The following is a 20,085-nucleotide window of genomic DNA, read 5'->3' on the forward strand; positions in this document are numbered from 1 at the left end:
CTCGTTTCAAGGAACTTCCGTATTAAGTGTTAAAACCGGGCTACGAGCTCGATCCTTCACGACATCCCTTAGGGTCTTGACGGGTGCTAGCAACGCAAGTGCTTCATTCCTGGACCGTTCTATCCCCGCCAAGAATCCCATCTCGTATACGTCAATCGGATCACCCTGAAGGGTTGCCATCTCGGTCTCAATGACTGTCCCCAGCCGCTTGATAAGATAATCTACCGTTTCATTGTGAATACGTGGAATGTGATGCGTACCGACACTGACATTCTGAATGAGGCACCCCTCTGCACCAATGAAGGAACGTTCTACGAGCGATGTATCTGCAAATACGTTTGGGAATTCTATGTGACTGCAACGGGCCCACAATTTTGGGTCATTTGCCCGTCGCAAGGCTGCGAGCAGCTCGGCTTTGTCAACGAGAGTAACAACATCCTCATCTGAGTCTAATAATTCGGCTAGATTTGTCCAGATGCGATAGGCATATTTGAGATCGAACCTCCACGTAAACTGAAGTTGGCGAGATACTTCTGAACGCCACAGGACCGTGAACTCGTCAAGGAGATCCTTAGACTCGAGGATGATAGTTTGCAAGTGGTCGTCTGTGGGGTCTATGACGTCGCGGACGATCTCGCTCAGCTGTTCCTTCACCCGAAGGTTGTGCTCGAACTCCTGCCGAAACAATGTCCCTCTACCTCTAATTACACCATGGGATTCATAGAAATCCAGGCAAGGTTGAATGCGGTGTGCGTGATAACGGGCAATGGCTCGCACTTGACTTTCCACAATTGCCGACTGTTTCATAGAAAGCTTTATGGTAATGGCAGACCACCTCGCTTAGTCTAGTGTCTACCTATCTCCTATGCTGTGTGGACAGCCTTTAGACCAAAGCGAAGGCGGTTTATGGGCATTTTCATTGCATCCTCAATGCGACATCCTGAGTGCAGTGCAGACAGCCCAAGCTTGGCTTTCAAGGAACAAGGATTGGCTGGCCTGACGAGTGTCCAACCACACCAACTCACCTGGTTCACTTGGATCGTGGAGTTTGTCTTGCATCTTCGCAAAATAGAAGTGTCCAATGCCGAGGATTGGCTGGCAGAGGAGAGACATGTGGTACTGCTCTGCTTGACCGATGTACCGTCCGATATGAATCTGGTACCCAGTTTCTTCCCTCAACTCACGTTCGAGACAGGTCGTATGGTCCTCACCGGGCTCAAGACCCCCTCCCGGTAAAAAGTAAAGTCCTCTCTCGTTTTTTATCACAGCCACTTGGCCTCCTTGGAACCTGAGAATGACAGCGTAGACACCCGTTCGCTGTATGTAACTTTGGCCTTGTTGCTGCTTACCAAATGAGATCCGTTGTTCCAAGTCATACACCTCTCCACATTTATGCCTGTAGATATCGTACATCGATTGACATACTGTAGAATGACCCTATTGGACCAAGTTCCCAATCGACTTTGTTGCCTCATGGATTCTGCAACTTTGTGGAGGTGCAGAGCATAGAGCAATCCGTCATCCCGCATTTCATGTACAGAACATCGATGCCTTGCGCGACTACGTGCTTGAACAGCGAGTGAATGTCATGGAAGACGACGCGCGGACAGATGAAGGGGTTAAACGCTTTTATCTGCATGACCCATTTGGGAACCGTCTTGAATTTTTAGAATGGATCTAGCATTTGGAGATTTTTTGTGGACATAAAAAAACCGAGTGAAAATCACTCGGTTCTATGTCAATGGTCTTCGGCGAGGGGTGAAGACCGGGCGATAGTTTAGCATGCATGTATTTTACATGTTAAAAGTTAGAGCTTTATTAAAGAACAATCATATGGATAAATATACCTATAAAATGAACTTGGAGAAATGAGCCCGTTGAACCGGGGAACGATTGACCGATGTGCTTTCGATCGATTCACTATCTGCTTCAGTTAATGGCTGACCTGTTAAAGCAATGGTTAGATTAAAGTATAAAAATACGAGCCTCCTCAGAGGAGACTCGTACGTCTTACATATGTTGGTTTCCCGCGTCAGTCTGAGTCACGAACGGATCGTGAAAATGCCTTTAGCACCATAAAGAGCAGTGAGACAACGACGAAGTATACCAAAAGCATTGGTATCCCTCCATTCAGATTCTGAACGACGCCATCACGCCGTTCGCCTATTGTCAAGCCTAGCCTAAAAACATTAAGGGCTCCTGAAAAACGTATTGAGTAAGTGTGGAGGTTCTGTAACAACTCTGTGACACTTTGTCGACCGCATACCGCTACGGTGCCGTTGATGAGACCCACAATCCGCGATAAGATTCTGATATGCAATTATATCCAGATACATCACTTCCATTCAGAGGAGATGTGGGCGATGAATCAAGGGCTCAAAATGATACTTGTGGCATCGACCATGCTGATCCTGGCAGGATGTAATCAGTCTTCGCAAGTTGGAACGTCAAAAAGCGCCGTCCCAGCCAAAACGGTTCAGTCCGTTGGCCTGGCGAAGGGGACTGGAGGGAATGCAACGTGGATTTCTGACCCAACGCCATATCAAGTCTTAAAAACCAAAGCCCCAAATTACACCATATCGGTTCCGATTCTCGAGTACCATGATGCTGATTACGTACCAGACGATATTGCGACCCTGAAGCCTGGACAATTGGAACAGGAGTTTGCCTGGCTCAAGTACAACCAATTCCATCCCATCAATTTAGGCCAACTGTATGCCGCGTTTTATTACGGCTACAAACTTCCGTCCCGACCTATCGTACTGACATTTGACGATGGGTACGAGAGTATGTACACAAAAGTGCTGCCCTTGTTGGAGAAATACAACTACCAGGCAACATTTTTCATTGTCAGTGGGTTCACTCACACCAATCCTGCTGACAACAACAAGACATTCCCGACACTGACCCTGTCCGAACTCAAAGCGTTCACCAAGTCTAGTCTGGTGGACGTCGAGGATCACACGGGGCATCATTATGACCTTTCGAAGCTTTCCGTCTCGGCCCAGCAGCAGGAGATTGATGACGGTGTAACTTTTCTTCAGGGAGTAACCGGTCATTCAATCAAATACTTTTGCTATCCGGATGGTGGTTACACATCTGCTACCGTGCAGATTCTTCAGCATCGCGGTTTTCTGTTGGCCACTACGCAACATCAGGGATACGCAAATCTCTCCCAAGGTTCGCTTACGCTCGACAGATTGACGGTCCTCGATTCCACAACCTTACAGCAGTTTGCTTCACTGCTCGCATCGTCTCTTGCGACTCCCGACCCGATTGCAGGAGCGCGATTCTATCAGGCCGGGGCCGCAGCATTTGGAAAACACGATTATCAGATTGCCATCGACGATGAGACGAAGGCAATCGTAGAGGATCCAGGAAACTATAAAGCCTACACCATCAAGGGAATCGCACTGTGTTACGCTGGGCATTACAACTCAGGGATGAGCCTCATCGATGAAGCCCTGAAGATGCAGCCGAACTATGGGTACGGTCTGTTCAATAAGGCGCTGGGACTAGAGCTTTACGGGTACTACGATCAAGCGATTGCGACTTATCAAACCGCCATACCCCTTGGGAGCGGAAAGTGGTGGAAAGCCTGGGCCTACTATGGCATAGCAAGTATTTACGGCCGACGCGGCGACGTACAGCATGTTGTGGAATACCTAAAGGAGGCCGAAGCACTGAGTACGATTACGAAGATTGCTGCACGCACGGAAAAGGACTTCAACCCGGTGCGCTCGAGTCCGGTATTTCAGGCTCTGCTCAGATAGGATTGCAAGAATGGCGTACATAGACATTCATTGGGAGGACGGGGCAACTCGATACTTTTCTCAAAATCTCAATATCTGGGTAGTTTTTATTTTTGGAAATCTTTACACCTTTATTGTCATAGTGTACTATTACAATATAACGATAGGTATGTCGGACAATACTCCTTGCGAGTTCGAAAGGAGACGAACAATGTCACGAATGTATTGGGTTTCGTTTGCTCTCGGTGTTGTCGTCAGTTGCGTTGGTATTGCCTACAGTGTTGTAACTGGGAACTGGGGACAAACCACAAATGTCTTAGGCGGTATTGGGATGGTCTGTATGGTTGGTCCTTTGTTCGGGGGGTATGGAAGATCAGGAAACAATAGTGGTAGGGGACGCGTTGGTGATGGGTTTCGCAACCAGAAGGAGAGAAACGAAAATCGTCTGCAGGGTTTAAGATTCGGTTTGTTTATTTTGTTTCTCGGCGTCCCGATGCTTCTTTCGAGCATCGCGATATACTTTATCTATCCGCAATAAGGCAGGGTTTGCAACAGTCCTGAGCGGTGAACAGTATTCCGGCCTGATTCCCAAAGGGAGTGCCAACGCGGTACATTGGCTCCTGATATGGGATGTTCCCTTGTATGCTTATCACCGCAAGGGTGGTGGATACTGAGAAAGAGGCTGCGGTCACAGACGCAAAAAATCAGGTAAAACAGCAGGTAAAACAGCAGCATCAATTCATGCTGTCTTACCCACTTCATTTCAAGGTCTCATTCCACAACTCACAAGAGATTGGCCTGATGGCTTTGTGTTAAGTTTCAGCCTTTATTCATTCGTTGTTAAGTACTTCTTGTGTTGTGCGGATACGACCGATTTTCGGAAAGACATACTGAAATGTAGTTTGATTTGTTTCGTTGTTCAAGTCTGTGGTTGCATCACTTACAAAAATCTGATTGTATCCATGTTGGTAGGCTTCTCTAGCAGTTGTCTCAACACCAATACTCGTGGCAATCCCACAGAGTACAATGGTATCGATTCCTCGGCGACGAAGTTGAAGATCAAGTTCCGTACCGTGGAACGCGCCCCATTGGCGTTTGCGAATAATGAGGTCACTGGGCTGCACGTTTAACTCACTTACAAATTCCGCCCAATCTCTCGGACGTTCATGTGCTTGCTGCGGTGGAAGATCTGTTACTGGTTGCAGCGCATCTTTTCCGTCGTGTGGACCAACGTGTACCAAGAAGACCGGAGAACTTTGCTCTCGAAATCTTTGTACCAACTTTGCTGCATTGTTAATCACTTCTTTGGAAGACAGAGGGGTTGTCGAGAACGCTGTAATTCCCTTTTGCAGGTCAATCACCACAATGGCTGTTTTTGATGGCTCGTATAACATATTTTCACCTCGGAAAATATTATACAAAATACGAGGGTCACCTCAAAACGGATCCGGTGAACTGACCCGTGAATTGATAAAGAATAAAGAATGAGCCATTCTCAAATGTACGAGAAGGAGAAATGTAATGTGACGATAAAACTTGGGACGCATAATGGAAGTTTTCACTGCGATGACGTGGTTGCGTATGTGATTTTGGCCGACTTGTTTGGTAATCACACCCTCACCAGGACGCGGGATAATAAGCTTCTTGACGAACAAGATATCGTATTTGATGTTGGAGGTGGAGCGCTCGATCATCATTTTACCGGCAAGCCCTACCGAGATAATGGTGTGCCGTACGCGGCTGCAGGTTTGGTTTGGCGCACTTATGGAATGCAACTGCTGCTGAAGTTGGCTTCATTTCTTACAGACGATGAACGTTTAGTCGTTCATCAGGAGATGGACGAACGGTTTTTTCAAGGGATTGATGCGGTTGACAATGGTGTTAACGTGGATACCTCGATTCCTTTGATTTCTTTACCCCTTATCGTGAATGGCTTCAATCCACCTTTTGATAGTGATGAAGATGAAGACACTGCGTTTTATCGTGCAGCAGGCTTTGTCAAAGTTATTTTCCACAATTACTTGAACAGTCGTCTTGCACAATATCGCGCCCGAGATGTTGTCAAAGAGGCATTTAAAAATCGAGAAGATCCACGTCTTCTCGTCCTTGATAAGGGTTGCCCATGGCTTGAAACGCTGCTTTCTCTAGACAGGAATGAGGAGGTGCTGTTCGTGGTGTTCCCGGACAGACATCGCGGCTATCGGATTCAAACTGTGCAAAAAGACCCCGCCAACTTTGATGCGAGGAAGAACTTACCCGAGAGTTGGGCGGGACTTCAGGAAGACGAACTAGGGAGGGTCATTGGAATTGACGACGCCATTTTTGTTCACCCTGCACGTTTCATCGGCGGCGCAATGAGTTTTGAAAGTGTTATGAAAATGGCTCATTTAGCCTTGGCAGAATAGAAATCAGGTCATGATGAATATGTTCTTTTCGTAACAACCGAAATGCTGAATCCTGAACTTCGTTTCAGGCGCGGAGGTTGAAAAGATGAAGAAGTCGATGGTAATTACGGTATCCATTAGCGCCGTCGTCAGCGTGGCAACGATTCTACTCAACGCTTTTACCCATGATAGTCGTTGGATATTTGCAGACATTATCGTAGGTTTCATTTTTCTTCTGGCAGCGGGGATAGGGCTCGGCCCGAATGCGGGTGACGGGGGAGGAAGCATCTTTATCAGACGTACTTTCCAAGAAATGTACCAAAATCAACCGGGTAAAATTAAAAAGCTGAATCAGAAATCCATAAGGACATCTATTTATTGTTTATGCATTGGACTGCCAAACTTTATTCTCCCAATCATAGCAGCGGTTACCTATCATTACTATTGAAGGTTTTTTAGATTCGCTGCTGCAGCTCGACGCAGTGTTACGTCACTCATATCCTGTTGCCTATCAAGCGCGTAGACTTGCCCATCGGCGAGATTCCATACCAGGATTGAATGAGAAAGTCGGTAACCACGTTTGTCCAACTCACTCCGGTTCTGTATTGCATATCCTGATGATATGGAACAAATGGGAGTGCGAATGAAATGAAAAAACTTTGTTGGATTGGGATGCAGGTTCTCGCTGCGATGGCTGACATTACGACGGCTGTGGTGATCATTTATGCGTTGCAACACCATAGCCTTCCGTAGTCATGCCCTTTAACACTTGTTCAACCCAACGGAAGACACGCTCATACAGCCATCCCGCAAACAGAATGTCTACAAAGGCTTGATCTGTTCGGATTCAGTATGTTTTACACTTTCTGGATTTGTACATAAAACATAGGGGCCATCGCAACTTCAGTCATCTTAGCATAGGCTGAGTCATCGACATATCGAGATCCGCACCGTAGGCACGTCTCACAGAGAGGGTGTTTTCTGCTGGCTCACCGCATAGATGCTGTCATTGGAAAAAACGTGCTACGCATTTTGTCGCATCAACAACCGAACGGGAGTTTCGGTTATTGGTGTGAGGTAACTCCCATGTCCGAGGCCGTCATGGTCATCTTTCTGCATCTCATCGGCCAATCGAACCATCGGCTGATTCGTCCGCTCTGTGCGGCAATCTCAAAGCGCCAGCAGTCGAGTGGCAGTTGGACATTGTACCCTGATCAAACGGTGGACAGTTCCCTGACCACCTTAGCCTACTTTGCTTTGTTGCTTTCCGGAGAACCGAAGCAGGCACCGCACATGAGAGATGCAGAGTGTATGATTTTAAATCACGGCGGTATCACGGAAACATCTACCTTCACGAAGGTGCTTCTTGCTGCCGCTGGTCAACTCCCATGGAGCGCCATTCGTGTACCTCCGTTCAACCTTATTTCCTTCGATCTGTTGCAACCTGTCAGCTTGTTCGACGTTACCGCACCAGCCAGGATTCATTTACCGTCCATCCTCATTTTGTCACACCGACAATACACTGTTCCGTTTCCGTCTGAGATGAGTCTGCGTCACTTGGTTCACCCAGAGCATCAGCCGCCCAATCTGTCTATTTCCTATCCAAACCCATCAGTCATGGAACACTGTAAATCATTTTTGTTAGAACGAATGGAGCCCGATGGAACCTTAGCAGGGTATTTGTCTGCGACTGTCCTCGCCGTCCTAGCCCTTCGAGCCCTCGGTTTTCAGCAGACGGATCCTCTTCTCACCAGGTCTATCCAGGGACTGATGGGTCTCTTGGTCTTCAAATCGCCGTACATGAAAGTACCTCGTACGGTTCATCAGCAATTCTTCAACTCGACCGTGTGGGACACGTCGCTATCCATGCAAGCCCTCACCGCTGCTGGTTTCTCGCCTGATGATCCAGCCATGCAAGGTGCTGCATCCTACCTCATATCCCAGCAACAGACGCGGTTGTCAGACTGGAAATACCATACTCCGGCTACAGTGCCGGGCGGATGGGGATTCTCCAGCGACAACACCAGGTATCCCGACGTCGATGATACATTGTCTGCACTGAAAGCCCTGTACCCGTACAAACGGCAGGGTCGGTGGCGGGGCGAATGGGAGAGAGGTGCGAGATGGCTCCTAGCCATGCAGAATGATGATGGTGGATGGTCTCCCTTTGACAGGAACTGCAACAAATCTTATCTCCAACTGTTCGCACCGGCTGATTTGAAGGATACCGTTCTCGATCCGTCCACGCCAGACATCACTGCCCGCGTTTTGCATACGTTGGGATCAACCCGAATGTTAACGTCGATCCGGTCGAAAACCTTTCCGATTAAAAACGCTACGCGTATCCACGAAGCTGCTGAACGGGCCAAGGTGTGGCTGCTCAATCGTCAACACGAAAACGGGAGTTGGTACGGCCGCTGGGGTATTACGTATATCTATGGAACAGCCGCCGTAATACAAGGATTGCGGTGGGTGGGGGTAGGGCACAGCCATCCTGCGGTTCAGCGGGCACTGGCCTGGCTCACGCAGATCCAGAACGAGGACGGCGGCTTCGGCGAATCATGTCGAAGTGATGAACAAAAAACCTATGTACCGCTCGGAACCAGCATACCGTCTCAAACTGCCTGGGCTCTGATGGGAATGTGTTCTGCCGTACGAGAGCCCACTTCTCAGATTCGCAAAGCCGTCAACTACTTGTTGGACACCGCGCATGACGAGGGAGGATGGAGGGAGATGTATCCTACCGGGTCGGGCGTGACTGGCCAAGTCTACCTTCGCTACCATAGCTATCCTGAGGTATGGCCGCTGATAGCACTCTCCATGGTGCGACGAAAATTCGGTCCGATGTAAATTAGTGCGGCTTGGCAACAACAAGTCGGTAACCGACACCTGGTTCGGTTACGATCAGTGTAGGATGGGTTGGATCGTCCTCTATCTTTTTTCTCAAATAGCCAATATACACGCGCAAATAATGACTGGCTGTTTCGTAAGATTGTTCTTTCCAGACCAGTCTCACTAATTTGTTACGAGTGATAACTCGACCCGCCTCCGTAGCCAGAGTTTTGAATAGGTCGTACTCTATGGGACTCAATTTGACCGGTTGTCCATACCTTTCAACGGTTCGACGAGACAGGTCAATCGTCACTGGGCCCAAGTTAAGAACAGGTTCATCCTGTTGATGAACACTGTGACGAAGGGCGACACGAATACGGGCCATTAATTCATCTGTTCCAAAGGGTTTTGTGATGTAATCGTCTGCTCCGTTATCCAGCGCTATGACTTTTCCTTGTTCGTCATCTCGTGCGGTTACGACGATAATGGGTACATTCGACCATTCTCGAATCTGCAATAATGCGTCAATGCCATTCATGTCAGGCAATGTCAGGTCCAACAAGATGATGTCCGGCCGTGTCATGCTGGCCTGAAGAACACCATCCTTACCTGTTAAAGATTCTATCGTACTGAATCCATGGACCTGTAAAGTCACACGGAGCAGCCGGCAAATTTGTTCCTCATCGTCAATAATCAATATTTTCGCCCCCACGAACCCACATCTCCTTCCCAGCTATCTCAGATACCTCATCATTTTAGGACAGCTCTACGTAAAAAATGGGGTAGAAAAAGAACACGTTCGTGTAAAAGATCCATAAATGTCCTGCCATAAAACCCTTTCAGGCAATCTCATTTCTCGCTTTTCCTCTGGTAAGCCCCAACATTCACACGATGATTCAAATCGGCACATCGTGAAGCCTCGAGACGTGTGTACTTATGTTTTTTTTACGTCAGAGCATCAAACTTCTGCGCCATTTTGACACAGAGTGGCCCTACAATCGTCCGTGTACCACTTGGGGTGGCCTCAGAATTCTGGGCGAAAGGGGTCACCCCCTAACTTTCTGCAAGCGTCCGAGGAGCAGAGGAGGGGGACTCATGGGTTACGTATGGAGCATTGGGTTATTCGCAATCTCCTATGGAATCTTCACCTGGTTAGTAAATCTATTTGATAAAGCATGATTGGAGGGTTCACCATGTGGGTGCTTCTCATCGTATCCGCACTGCTAATGTGCTATCTGACGTACGTAATTTTTAATCCCGAGAAATTTTAATGATTTGAGGAGGTGACATGAAGTGACTTTCGCAGGAACGATAGGGATCCTCGCCGTGGTAGCGTTGATTTTGGCGCTTGCCATTCCGATGGGTGGATACATTTACCGGGTGTTTACCGGGCAGAGAAATTGGTTTGAGCCTGTTTACGCTCCTGTTGAACGGGTTATTTACAAGTTTGTGGGCATCAATCCGGATGCTGAAATGGATTGGAAGAGTTATGCGAAGTCTTGGCTGCTGGTGCAGTTTGTGATGGCGTTGTTTGTGTACATCATTTTTGTTTTGCAAGGACACTTGCCCATCAACCCGGACCACATTAAGGGAATGAGCTGGGACTTGGCATTTAACACTGCAGCAAGCTTCATTACAAATACCAACTGGCAGAATTACGCTGGTGAGCAGTCGATGTCCTATCTCGGTCAGATGGCCGCCATCACTTATTTGCAGTTTACCTCTGCCGCTGCTGGCGTTGTTGCAGTCATCGCCTTTGTGCGAGGGATGGTTGCAAATAAAGGAAAAACACTAGGAAACTTCTGGGTTGACTACGTGAAGGTGCATACCCGTATTTTGCTTCCGTTGGCTTTTCTCTTCGCCATCGTCTTTGTTGGACTAGGACTACCAGAAACACTACACGGTGCTCAAATCGCCCATACTCTACAAGGCGGTACTCAAACCATTTCACGGGGTCCTGTTGCATCACTTGAGGCCATCAAGCAACTCGGAACAAACGGTGGCGGCTACTTCAATGCCAACTCGGCGCATCCATTTGAAGACCCCACCGCGCTTACAACGGTTCTCGAGATATTGGCAATGGCGCTCATTCCGGCGGCCTTGGTCACCACATTCGGGAAATTCATTAAGGACCGGAAACAGGCAGCTGTTTTATACGTATTCCTGACGGGTTTACTCCTTGCTGGTGCGTTTACCGTCTACGCATCGGAATCGGCGGGTGATCCGCTGGTTCACCACCTGCTTGGCATCGGTGGCGGAAACATGGAAGGCAAAGAGGTTCGTTTCGGGCAATCCCTCAGCAGTATTTTTGTTGCGGCGACCACTGCTTTCACAACAGGTGCAGTCAATACCATGCATGACAGCTTAACCCCGCTTGGCGGTATGGTGCCAATCGTGTTCATGATGTTCAACTCGGTTTTCGGCGGCATCGGTGTAGGCTTGCTCAACATTTTGATGTTTCTCATCATTGCAGTGTTCTTGTCAGGGTTGATGGTTGGACGCACGCCAGAAATTTTCGGCAAGAAGATTGAAGCGAGAGAGATTAAACTGGCGACTGCTGCGATGCTGGTGCATCCCTTTGTGATTTTAGTTCCGACTGCAATTGCACTGGTTACAAAAGCTGGAACATCGTCGATGGCGAACCCTGGATTGCATGGCTTTTCTGAGGTTCTGTACGCCTTCACATCTGGTGCAGCAAACAACGGCTCAGCCTTTGCAGGATTGAATGGCAATACAGTCTTTTACAATGTTGCAATCGGGCTCGTCATGTTGTTTGGACGCTATGTTTCCATGGTAGCCATGTTCGCCATGGCAGGTTCGCTTGTAAAAAAATCTGTGGTGCCTGAAAGTGCAGGGACGCTAAGAACCAACACGTTCTCGTTTGGCGGTGTGTTTCTTGCCGTCATCATTATCGTTGGTGCACTCACGTTCTTCCCAGCCGTCGCAGTTGGTCCAATCGGTGAACACCTGCAGATGATAGCTGGTCAACTCGCAAAATAGCTTGACGGTGGATCCAACGGTAGAAAGGAAGGTTCGAAGTGGCAAACAGTAAATCTGCAGGATTGTCGGGCGCAATTGTAAACCATGCAATTGTCGACTCGTTTCGAAAATTGGACCCGCGAACAATGGTGAAGAGTCCAGTGATGTTTGTAGTAGAAATCGGGTTTGTTATTACGCTGTTGCTCAGTTTCGATCCAAACCTGTTTGGAGGTCATTACGGCCCTGGCAGTGGAGAGCGTGCGTTTAATATTTTCGTGACTGTGGTTTTGTTCATCACCGTTTTGTTTGGAAACTTTGCTGAAGCCATTGCGGAAGGCAGAGGAAAGGCTCAGGCAGAGTCCCTTCGAAAATCGAAGACGGACCTCACGGCGAACCGTCGACGTTCTGACGGAACGTATGAGAGGATACCGGCCACTACACTGCGCCGCGGAGATATCGTCCGAGTCCTTGCGGGTGAGGCAATCCCAGGGGATGGCGAGGTCATTGAAGGTCTCGGCAGCGTTGATGAGTCTGCAATTACAGGTGAATCAGCGCCTGTGATTCGAGGAGCCGGTGGTGACTTCAGCTCAGTCACCGGTGGCACAAAGCTTTTGTCTGATGAACTGGTGATTCGTATCACAGCAGACCCAGGTGAGTCGTTTCTCGATAAGATGATTAGCTTGGTCGAAGGGGCAAGCCGACAAAAGACGCCGAATGAACTAGCATTATCCGTTCTGCTGGCAGGTCTGACACTCATTTTCCTGATTGTTGTCGACACGCTGCGACCGATAGCGACCTATCTTGGAGCGCCGATTGATATTGCAACTCTGATTGCTCTTTTGGTCTGTCTCATTCCAACAACCATTGGTGCGCTTTTGTCTGCAATTGGAATTGCGGGTATGGACCGCGTCATTCGCTTTAATGTCATTGCAAAATCCGGTAAAGCTGTGGAAGCGGCAGGCGATGTCAATACGCTGATTCTCGATAAGACGGGTACGATTACGATTGGAAACCGCTTAGCCAGTGAGTTCATACCGGTAGGACAGCATACGGACAAGTCGCTGATTGAGATCGCTGTGTTGTCATCGTTATTCGATGAAACACCAGAGGGACGCTCGGTGGTCGAACTTAGCAAGGAAAACGGTGTGTCTTTTGTCCGCGAAGAATTCCACGATGCAGAGAACATCGAGTTTAGTGCAGATACTCGAATGAGTGGGCTCAATTTGCCTGACGGTACGGTGACTCGTAAAGGGGCCGTAGACGCCATCCGCCAATATGTGCAACAACGCGGGGGAAAAGTCCCTGCTGACTTGGAGGCAAAAACAAGTCGAATTGCGATGGAAGGTGGTACTCCACTCGCTGTCGTCAGCGGCAACGAGGTGTACGGTCTCATCTACCTCAAGGATATCGTCAAGCCTGGCATGAAAGAGCGATTTGAAGAACTGCGCAAGATGGGGATTAAGACGGTGATGTGCACCGGTGACAACCCGCTTACAGCAGCGACCATCGCGAAGGAAGCCGGCGTCGATGATTTCATCGCGGAAGCTAAACCGGAAGATAAGATGCGGTTGATTAAAGAGGAGCAAGCACAGGGCAAATTGGTCGCCATGTCTGGTGACGGCACAAACGATGCTCCGGCGTTGGCGCAAGCCGACGTAGGACTGGCTATGAACACAGGTACGCCTGCAGCCAAGGAAGCAGGAAACATGGTCGATCTCGATTCGGATCCGACCAAACTGATTGAAGTTGTTTCGATTGGCAAGCAGCTTCTCATTACGCGCGGCGCGATCACCACATTTTCCATCGCAAACGATGTGGCGAAGTACTTCGCCATTATTCCGGCGATGTTCATCGCGATGATTCCGCAATTACAGGCTCTGAACATCATGCATTTAACGAGCCCTCGAAGCGCGATTTTATCCGCGTTGATCTTTAACGCGATTATTATCCCGCTGTTGATACCGCTCGCGATGAGAGGCGTGAAATACCGTCCGATGAATGCGACATCGATGCTGATGAGAAACATTTTCATTTATGGAATCGGCGGCGTGATTGCTCCCTTTGTAGGTATAAAAATCATTGATTTGATCATTACGGCACTCGGATTGGCACATATTTAAGGAGCGATGAAAAATGGTAAATCTTTGGCGCTCTCTTCGGTTTTTGGTGGTGTCTGTTGTCCTGCTGGGGTTGATTTACCCCTTGATAGTCACTGGAATTGGTCAATTGTTGTTTCCGTATCATGCAAACGGCAGTATGATTAAGCTTCATGGACGTGTGGTTGGATCGATGCTGATTGCACAGAACGTGACAAATCCTGGGCTCTTTCATTACCGGCCGTCCGCAGTCAACTACGCGGGAAACGGTTCAGGAGGGTCAAATTTAGGACCGACGAACCCAGCTTTGATCAAAGAAATCAAGGGAAATATTCAAACCGTAGAACAGCAAAACCCTGGCACACCAGTCTCGCAAATACCACCAGATATGGTGGAGTCTTCGGCCTCGGGGTTAGACCCTGACATTTCAATTCAGGACGCGAAAATCCAAGTGCCGAGAATTTCAAAGGCGACGGGTCTGAGTCAACAGGTTTTAATGGCACTCATCAACCGCAACGAACAGGGACGATTTTTAGGCATTTGGGGGCAACCGATGGTAAATGTCATGAAATTGAACCTGGCCCTTCTGCAGCAACGAGGAAAGTAGAATTTTACTTGGCGTGCCTTAAGATCACGGTGCTTAGTTAACGAAGCGGCATATGCAGGATGTGAGTCTCACCAGACCCCGTCCTGCATATGTCAACGTTGCCACATTGCAGACAGAAAGCGGCATCCACAAGGTAGTTTCGAGGTGTAACAGTGACAAAAACGACAAAGCTTGAACGCGCAAAGCTTTTACCTGGCTTAGCAACAGTCAACTTAGAAGATGTTTTTGATGAGGAAGAGCTTGAACTGGTCAACTGTTCGGTGTCCAATTCTCAGATGGACGACCGGTCAGTCGACCGGCTCATCATCTCCCGAGCCATAATTAAGAATGTCTCTTTCGTGGACAGCACCCTAATGAACATTGATGCAACCGACGTGATTTTCGACAACTGTAATCTATCAAATGCACGTTTATGTGGAGGGACGATACATCGAGCAGAGTTTAGACACTGCAAACTCCTGGGACTCGATGTGTCCAACTCGACCCTGGGGAACGTACTGTTTGAGGATTGCCACTTGAACATGAGTAATTTTGCGGAGTCTCGCTTAAAACAGGTGCATTTTGAAGCGTGCTTGTTGCGTGGCTCCCATTTCTTCAACGCGATGTTTCAAAACATCATTCTCGACCGATGTGATCTCGATGATGCCGATTTCACGCAGGTTTCCCTCAAAGGGATCGACATCAGCACTTGTTCTTTTGAGAAAATTCGGGTATCAATCGATAACTTGGCGGGATGCGAAGTTTCTCCGCGCCAAGCCATTGCGTTCGCAAAGTTGTTCGGACTTACAGTAAAAGACTAACTACGAATGAGCTCGGATGGAGGCTTGTAATTTCTCCATTTCACCGCGCATGCCTGTCGTCCCATCCTCGTGCTTGATGGCTGACTCGATGGAAGACTGCGCCTCATCTGAATGACCTAGTTTTTGAAGTTCTCTTGCCAGATAAAACAGAAAGACGGGGTGCGTTGGTTCACTGGCAAGTACTGACCTGATGATGCGGATGTTTCGTTCGACCTTTGCAATCTGACTTGTGGCAGTGTTGTCGTATCCATCGTGCAGCAATTGAATGTTGACGTCCTGCGTTTGCAAGCGGCTCACTTCATGTCCTTGACGGGTTTCGAGCTGTTCATGAATGGGGTAGCGCCAGCGGATGCCGGTGCTTTTTTGATACATCCTTGCGGTGGGGTGGACATTAACAACGCGCTCACCGATCCGATTGAGTTGAATGGCATTGAGCGCCATTCCGGTCCCATTGAACAACGCCGCAGCCACTCTTATAGTGTTGACATCGAACAGAACCAGGATCTCATCGGAATCCACGGTGATGATCCAATCATGCGCGGCCAGTGATTCTGCATACGTCCGTGCAGCGGAGAAATCGTCAATCCACTCAAAATAATGCACGTCGAGACCGAGCGATTCAAGGATTTGTACTGTATCGTCCTGCGAGCCGGTGTCGACAACAACAATCTCGTCTACAGCCGGCACGAGAGCCGCGATACACTGGCGGATCGTGCGAGAACTGTCGAGTGTAAGGACACAGGCTGAAACGGGCACGTGCTCGGTGTCGAGCAACGTCTGAACCTGTTTATCCGGGGACCCACGTCCCACGCGCTCAGTATCGTTCCAGGCTTGCCGAAAGTCTGCGAAGGGAGCAAGCAACGCGGCACGCTGTAAGCACAGTTTCGCCATATCGCCGCGCTTGAGACCGACCATCGTTTGACTGAGAAAGACCCAGGCTTGGGCGTCAAGGCGACTACGTTTTAGGCGGTCGATACAACCGTAGCGTGCACTGTCAAACTTGTGTTGTTGTATTAATCTGGTAATCTGCTCATCGGTTTTCATGCACCCATTGTAGCACGGCTTGTCGAAGGTAGTGGTGATCGTCTTGGGCCTGTTTTAGCAGTGATTATTTACTTATTAGCCATTTAGCTATATAATGAATTTGCTCGGAAATCGTTATTACGATACGGCAAGGAAGGTCTGTGATGGACGATGAATGAGAGTGTTTTCAAGGCAATGTCTGACGCAACACGGAGAAAGATCATCGAATTATTGAAGGAAGGGCCAAAAACAGCAGGTGAAATTGCGGATCACTTTACACATGCGCAACCGACAATCAGTCGTCATTTAACAGTGCTTAAACATGCCAATTTGGTTGTGGACCAACGAGAGGGAACTTTTATTATTTATAGGCTCAACACAACAATTTTACAAGAATGGCTTGCATGGCTGCTCGAACACTTCGGAGGTGGTGATAGTGATGAATGAGAAAAGGGTAATGCCCTGGTGGGGCTGGCTCGCGTGGATTGTAGTGATTGCGCTGGGGTGTGTTGCGTACTTTCATCTCCCTGCACAAGTTCCGAGTCATGTTAATTCGGCTGGAAAACCTGCTCTCTTCATTTCGCGTCTAGCGGCGGTTGTGTACGAACCGGCAATCATGCTCGTCATCATACTCTTTTGGCACGTGTTGTGGAGGATTGACCCTAAGAAAAGAAACTACGAGTCTTTTTGGTCAACGTATCGATATATCGGCGGGGTCATTATTGTGTGTATTGGCTTAATTTATGTCACCGTATTAGGACACCTGTTGCACATTGGGTCTATGCGTTTCGCTCCGACCGCATACGGAATCATGTTTATGCTGATTGCAAATGTATTGCCGCGTCTGCAGTCGAATTGGTGGGTAGGCATTCGCACACCGTGGACACTGTCAAGCGAAGAGAGCTGGCAGAAAACGCATCGCTTGGGCGGACAGTTGGGAATACCAATGGGCATTTTGATTATCATTCTTGCTTGGGTTTTGCCAATAAGCAAGCTGATGATATTGGCGGCTCTGGTGCCCGTTCTCTTGTGGGCACTCATTACGATTGTGGCGTCGTATTTTTACGCGAAAGACGGTCGCAACCTTGGATAAAGGCATGCGTTGCATTGTGGTTCTAAACGTTGGAGGTGAGCCCGGTGAGTGATGAAAAAATTGTCTTGGGGGCTGAGACGAATTACCCGCTAAATGGCAGATTAGCCATTCCTGATGGAACGAAGGAATTACTCCCTGCAGTGGTCCTGGTTCATGGCTCTGGTCCGAGCAATATGGATGAAAAGGTCGGGAATATCACCCCGTTTAAGGACCTTGCTCAAGGATTGTCGCAAAAAGGAATTGCAGTGTTGCGTTATGACAAGAGTACAAATCATCGCGAAGAAACAGATTGCAAAGCTATCATCGAAATTTCATACCATCTACAACCTGACGGACGAAGAAGCAAAGTCCGCCCTGGTCTTGGGTAAACATGCACGAGCGTATTACTTCAAAGAGATGGGTGAACATCAAGCCGTCAGTTATCTGAGCAAATTACAAAAACCAGTTCTCATTCTGCAAGGAGATAAGGATTTTCAGGTATCTGTTGAAAGGGATTTTAATGCCTATAGAGCTTTATTATGTGACAAACCTAATGTAACATTTAAACTATACCCGAATCTAAATCATGTGTTTATGCCATCTGTATATGGAAAAATACTAAAGGCAAAAAAGGAGTACCAGGTTGCCCAGCGGATTGATCAACAAGTGATACATGATGTTGCCGACTGGATTTTCAGTGTCAATACGCTGAGGGATTGATGCGCACTTCCGTTCTCAAGGGAGATGCACGGAAGCAATGCCGAACGGGGTAAGAATCGGATAAGTGCCGCAGATAAGGGGAGTGTGCAGAACGTGTATGCGAAATATTTCGACGAGTATGATTGAAGACCTTCTCGACAAACAAAATGGCACCGGCGTCGTGACATCGAGCCCGCACGTGGTGAACCAAACGGGCCATCCCGTCATTATATCAACCGTAAAAATGCCGCTAAAGAAGCGCGACTAGTTGATGAAGATTGTTTTCCGGACTACGGCGTGAGGCGCGGCGCCTGGAACATATCTGACTAACGGCTTGCCTATGCAGCGTGGAACTAAAAAGGGGCGCTTGCAGTGACAGCCACCCCTTTTTACTAAAATTTAGTCTAGAACTCAGCGTGACCGACAGTGCGAGGAAACGGAATCACATCGCGAATATTTGACATCCCTGTTAAATACATCAGGAGTCTCTCAAATCCAAGACCAAAACCAGCATGTTTCGTTTCACCATAGGCACGCAATTCAAGGTACCATGCGTATTCTTCAGGATTTAATCCCATCTCAACCATGCGTTTTTTAAGAGCCTCTAGACGCTCCTCACGTTGACTTCCGCCAATGAGTTCACCGATGCCTGGCACCAGCAAGTCGCTTGCCGCCACGGTTTTTCCGTCATCGTTCATACGCATATAAAACGCCTTGATGTCCTTCGGATAATCTGTAACAAAGACAGGACGTTTAAAAACCTGTTCACAGAGGTATCTTTCATGTTCGCTTTGCAGGTCTAGCCCCCAAGAAACTGGATATTCGAAGTCGACCTTTGCGGTCTTAAGCAGCTCTATCGCTTCCGAATAGCCCACACGAGCAAAGTCGCTTTCTACAACGTGCTGTAACCTCGCAAGCAGGCCTTTCTCAACGAATTGATCGAAGAATGCCATTTCCTCTGGCGCGTGCTCCAGCACGTAATGAATCACGTGCTTCACCATATCTTCAGCAACCATCAAGAGATCTGCTAATTCAGCAAAGGCCATTTCCGGTTCAATCATCCAAAACTCGGCAGCGTGCCTTGCTGTGTTAGAGTTTTCGGCACGAAACGTCGGTCCAAATGTGTACACATTTCCAAAAGCAAGTGAATAGGCTTCCGCATTCAATTGACCACTTACGGTCAACGATGCCGGCTTTCCAAAAAACTCGTCGTTCGTGCCCGTCGTTAAACGAAACATTTCTCCGGCACCTTCAGCATCGCTTGTGGTGATGATTGGTGTGTTGACGTACACAAAACCCCGTTCTTGGAAGAATTGATGGATGGCGAACGCAGCAAGCGAGCGAACCCGGAAGACGGCAGAAAAGGTGTTGGTACGTGGGCGTAAATGCGCAATGCTTCGCAGGTACTCAAATGAATGGCGTTTCTTCTGAAGCGGATAGTCAGATACGGAGTAGCCGTCAATGCGAACCTGCGCTGCTCGGATTTCAAACGCCTGTTTTGCGTCAGGCGTGTATATCAGTGTACCTTCGACAGTGACGGTGGAGCTTATGGGTAATTTTGCTACATCACTGAAATTTTCAAGATCACTATCAAATACGACCTGGACGTTTTTAAAGAAGCTGCCGTCGTTCAACTCTAGAAAACCGAAGGTCTTGGAGTCACGGACAGTTCGAACCCATGCTGTTACTGAAACGCTTTGATTCGCCAAGGCTGATGCGTGCGCAAATAACTCTTTCACTGTAAATCGCTTCATGTTCACTAATCCCTTCAAAGAATTTTCTGGCATTCGCCTATGTAAACAGTAAAGTGATCGGAGCAGTAGAACAGGACTATCTGTCGA

22 protein-coding genes are annotated in these 20,085 nt (G+C 48.3%); 16 read left to right on the top strand and 6 right to left on the bottom strand.

Going from position 1 to position 20,085, the window contains the following annotated elements; translation table 11 throughout:
* Nucleotides 1-6: 6 nt before the first annotated feature.
* Together AN477_RS18530 and AN477_RS18535 are read right to left on the bottom strand one after the other, a co-directional pair.
* A complete protein-coding gene (locus tag AN477_RS18530; protein WP_157062053.1) occupies nucleotides 7-687 on the bottom strand; it encodes a hypothetical protein in 681 nt (226 codons plus the stop codon).
* 240 nt (nucleotides 688-927) lie between these two features.
* Complete coding sequence (locus tag AN477_RS18535) at nucleotides 928-1,371, bottom strand: NUDIX domain-containing protein (protein ID WP_054970661.1); 444 nt, start codon at nucleotides 1,369-1,371, stop codon at nucleotides 928-930.
* A gap of 992 nt (nucleotides 1,372-2,363) precedes the next feature.
* Between AN477_RS18535 and AN477_RS18540 the strand changes: the two genes are divergently transcribed.
* The 3 genes from AN477_RS18540 to AN477_RS24710 all read left to right on the top strand — a co-directional run bounded on the left by AN477_RS18540 (nucleotide 2,364) and on the right by AN477_RS24710 (nucleotide 4,568).
* Nucleotides 2,364-3,773: a polysaccharide deacetylase family protein gene (locus tag AN477_RS18540; RefSeq protein WP_054970662.1), complete on the top strand. Its 1,410-nt coding sequence runs from the start codon at nucleotides 2,364-2,366 to the stop codon at nucleotides 3,771-3,773.
* Between the two features lie 190 nt (nucleotides 3,774-3,963).
* Entirely contained in the window at nucleotides 3,964-4,290 is a 327-nt protein-coding gene (locus AN477_RS18545; protein ID WP_054970663.1) for a hypothetical protein, read from the top strand.
* Nucleotides 4,291-4,394: 104 nt separating this feature from the next.
* Complete coding sequence (locus AN477_RS24710; protein ID WP_157062055.1) at nucleotides 4,395-4,568, top strand: hypothetical protein; 174 nt, start codon at nucleotides 4,395-4,397, stop codon at nucleotides 4,566-4,568.
* 14 nt (nucleotides 4,569-4,582) lie between these two features.
* Here the strand turns inward: AN477_RS24710 and AN477_RS18550 are convergent, their stop codons facing one another.
* The gene (locus AN477_RS18550) at nucleotides 4,583-5,146 is read right to left on the bottom strand and encodes a hydrolase (protein WP_054970726.1); all 564 of its coding nucleotides are present in this window, start codon (nucleotides 5,144-5,146) and stop codon (nucleotides 4,583-4,585) included.
* Between the two features lie 129 nt (nucleotides 5,147-5,275).
* On the opposite strand from AN477_RS18550, the gene AN477_RS18555 reads away from it, so the two are divergent.
* The 3 genes from AN477_RS18555 to AN477_RS18565 all read left to right on the top strand — a co-directional run bounded on the left by AN477_RS18555 (nucleotide 5,276) and on the right by AN477_RS18565 (nucleotide 8,986).
* Complete coding sequence (locus AN477_RS18555) at nucleotides 5,276-6,157, top strand: MYG1 family protein (RefSeq protein ID WP_054970664.1); 882 nt, start codon at nucleotides 5,276-5,278, stop codon at nucleotides 6,155-6,157.
* An 85-nt stretch (nucleotides 6,158-6,242) separates the two neighbouring features.
* Nucleotides 6,243-6,584, top strand: coding sequence for a hypothetical protein (locus AN477_RS18560; RefSeq protein ID WP_054970665.1), 342 nt, complete (start codon nucleotides 6,243-6,245; stop codon nucleotides 6,582-6,584).
* A gap of 572 nt (nucleotides 6,585-7,156) precedes the next feature.
* Nucleotides 7,157-8,986: a prenyltransferase/squalene oxidase repeat-containing protein gene (locus AN477_RS18565; RefSeq protein ID WP_083486444.1), complete on the top strand. Its 1,830-nt coding sequence runs from the start codon at nucleotides 7,157-7,159 to the stop codon at nucleotides 8,984-8,986.
* 1 nt (nucleotide 8,987) lies between these two features.
* Here the strand turns inward: AN477_RS18565 and AN477_RS18570 are convergent, their stop codons facing one another.
* Entirely contained in the window at nucleotides 8,988-9,680 is a 693-nt protein-coding gene (locus AN477_RS18570; protein ID WP_054970667.1) for a response regulator, read from the bottom strand.
* Nucleotides 9,681-10,161: 481 nt separating this feature from the next.
* Here AN477_RS18570 and kdpF point away from each other — a divergent pair, with 481 nt between their 5' ends.
* The 5 genes from kdpF (at nucleotide 10,162) to AN477_RS18590 (ending at nucleotide 15,450) form a co-directional block, all read left to right on the top strand.
* Nucleotides 10,162-10,239 (top strand): K(+)-transporting ATPase subunit F, encoded by a 78-nt coding sequence (kdpF, locus tag AN477_RS25945; RefSeq protein ID WP_425388199.1) that lies wholly within the window; start codon nucleotides 10,162-10,164, stop codon nucleotides 10,237-10,239.
* Between the two features lie 22 nt (nucleotides 10,240-10,261).
* Complete coding sequence (gene kdpA / locus AN477_RS18575; protein WP_083486446.1) at nucleotides 10,262-11,968, top strand: potassium-transporting ATPase subunit KdpA; 1,707 nt, start codon at nucleotides 10,262-10,264, stop codon at nucleotides 11,966-11,968.
* A gap of 38 nt (nucleotides 11,969-12,006) precedes the next feature.
* Nucleotides 12,007-14,067: a potassium-transporting ATPase subunit KdpB gene (gene kdpB, locus AN477_RS18580; protein WP_054970668.1), complete on the top strand. Its 2,061-nt coding sequence runs from the start codon at nucleotides 12,007-12,009 to the stop codon at nucleotides 14,065-14,067.
* A 13-nt stretch (nucleotides 14,068-14,080) separates the two neighbouring features.
* Nucleotides 14,081-14,650 carry a potassium-transporting ATPase subunit KdpC gene (kdpC, locus tag AN477_RS18585; protein ID WP_054970669.1) on the top strand — a complete coding sequence of 190 codons (570 nt, stop codon included), beginning with the start codon at nucleotides 14,081-14,083 and terminating at the stop codon, nucleotides 14,648-14,650.
* Nucleotides 14,651-14,802: 152 nt separating this feature from the next.
* The gene (locus tag AN477_RS18590) at nucleotides 14,803-15,450 is read left to right on the top strand and encodes a pentapeptide repeat-containing protein (RefSeq protein ID WP_054970670.1); all 648 of its coding nucleotides are present in this window, start codon (nucleotides 14,803-14,805) and stop codon (nucleotides 15,448-15,450) included.
* Here AN477_RS18590 and AN477_RS18595 read toward each other — a convergent pair whose 3' ends face one another.
* On the bottom strand, nucleotides 15,451-16,494 hold the full coding sequence (locus AN477_RS18595; protein ID WP_054970671.1) for a glycosyltransferase family 2 protein: 1,044 nt from the start codon (nucleotides 16,492-16,494) through the stop codon (nucleotides 15,451-15,453).
* A 150-nt stretch (nucleotides 16,495-16,644) separates the two neighbouring features.
* Here AN477_RS18595 and AN477_RS18600 point away from each other — a divergent pair, with 150 nt between their 5' ends.
* The 5 genes from AN477_RS18600 to AN477_RS24715 all read left to right on the top strand — a co-directional run bounded on the left by AN477_RS18600 (nucleotide 16,645) and on the right by AN477_RS24715 (nucleotide 18,512).
* The gene (locus AN477_RS18600) at nucleotides 16,645-16,920 is read left to right on the top strand and encodes an autorepressor SdpR family transcription factor (RefSeq protein WP_054970672.1); all 276 of its coding nucleotides are present in this window, start codon (nucleotides 16,645-16,647) and stop codon (nucleotides 16,918-16,920) included.
* Complete coding sequence (locus AN477_RS18605) at nucleotides 16,913-17,566, top strand: SdpI family protein (RefSeq protein WP_245631890.1); 654 nt, start codon at nucleotides 16,913-16,915, stop codon at nucleotides 17,564-17,566. Before AN477_RS18600 ends, AN477_RS18605 begins: the two co-directional genes overlap by 8 nt.
* A 44-nt stretch (nucleotides 17,567-17,610) precedes the next feature.
* Nucleotides 17,611-17,934 carry an alpha/beta hydrolase family protein gene (locus AN477_RS25550; protein WP_054970673.1) on the top strand — a complete coding sequence of 108 codons (324 nt, stop codon included), beginning with the start codon at nucleotides 17,611-17,613 and terminating at the stop codon, nucleotides 17,932-17,934.
* A gap of 28 nt (nucleotides 17,935-17,962) precedes the next feature.
* Complete coding sequence (locus tag AN477_RS26030; protein WP_483823601.1) at nucleotides 17,963-18,265, top strand: alpha/beta hydrolase family protein; 303 nt, start codon at nucleotides 17,963-17,965, stop codon at nucleotides 18,263-18,265.
* Nucleotides 18,266-18,362: 97 nt separating this feature from the next.
* Nucleotides 18,363-18,512, top strand: coding sequence for a hypothetical protein (locus AN477_RS24715; protein ID WP_157062056.1), 150 nt, complete (start codon nucleotides 18,363-18,365; stop codon nucleotides 18,510-18,512).
* Nucleotides 18,513-18,648: 136 nt separating this feature from the next.
* Here AN477_RS24715 and asnS read toward each other — a convergent pair whose 3' ends face one another.
* A complete protein-coding gene (gene asnS / locus AN477_RS18620; RefSeq protein ID WP_054970675.1) occupies nucleotides 18,649-19,998 on the bottom strand; it encodes an asparagine--tRNA ligase in 1,350 nt (449 codons plus the stop codon).
* Nucleotides 19,999-20,085: the final 87 nt, after the last annotated feature.

Origin of the sequence: Paenalicyclobacillus ferrooxydans (assembly GCF_001399675.1) — a bacterium.
Classification (GTDB): Bacteria; Bacillota; Bacilli; order Alicyclobacillales; family Alicyclobacillaceae; genus Alicyclobacillus_B; species Alicyclobacillus_B ferrooxydans.

Coding starts and splice junctions, on each gene's coding strand:
- AN477_RS18540 (WP_054970662.1), top strand. CDS start 2,364: ATGAATCAAGGGCTCAAAATGATACTTGTGGCATCGACCATGCTGATC.
- AN477_RS18545 (WP_054970663.1), top strand. CDS start 3,964: ATGTCACGAATGTATTGGGTTTCGTTTGCTCTCGGTGTTGTCGTCAGT.
- AN477_RS24710 (WP_157062055.1), top strand. CDS start 4,395: ATGCTTATCACCGCAAGGGTGGTGGATACTGAGAAAGAGGCTGCGGTC.
- AN477_RS18550 (WP_054970726.1), bottom strand. CDS start 5,146: ATGTTATACGAGCCATCAAAAACAGCCATTGTGGTGATTGACCTGCAA.
- AN477_RS18560 (WP_054970665.1), top strand. CDS start 6,243: ATGAAGAAGTCGATGGTAATTACGGTATCCATTAGCGCCGTCGTCAGC.
- kdpF (WP_425388199.1), top strand. CDS start 10,162: ATGTGGGTGCTTCTCATCGTATCCGCACTGCTAATGTGCTATCTGACG.
- kdpC (WP_054970669.1), top strand. CDS start 14,081: ATGGTAAATCTTTGGCGCTCTCTTCGGTTTTTGGTGGTGTCTGTTGTC.
- AN477_RS18595 (WP_054970671.1), bottom strand. CDS start 16,494: ATGAAAACCGATGAGCAGATTACCAGATTAATACAACAACACAAGTTT.
- AN477_RS18600 (WP_054970672.1), top strand. CDS start 16,645: ATGAATGAGAGTGTTTTCAAGGCAATGTCTGACGCAACACGGAGAAAG.
- AN477_RS18605 (WP_245631890.1), top strand. CDS start 16,913: ATGAATGAGAAAAGGGTAATGCCCTGGTGGGGCTGGCTCGCGTGGATT.
- AN477_RS26030 (WP_483823601.1), top strand. CDS start 17,963: ATGGGTGAACATCAAGCCGTCAGTTATCTGAGCAAATTACAAAAACCA.
- AN477_RS24715 (WP_157062056.1), top strand. CDS start 18,363: ATGCGAAATATTTCGACGAGTATGATTGAAGACCTTCTCGACAAACAA.
- asnS (WP_054970675.1), bottom strand. CDS start 19,998: ATGAAGCGATTTACAGTGAAAGAGTTATTTGCGCACGCATCAGCCTTG.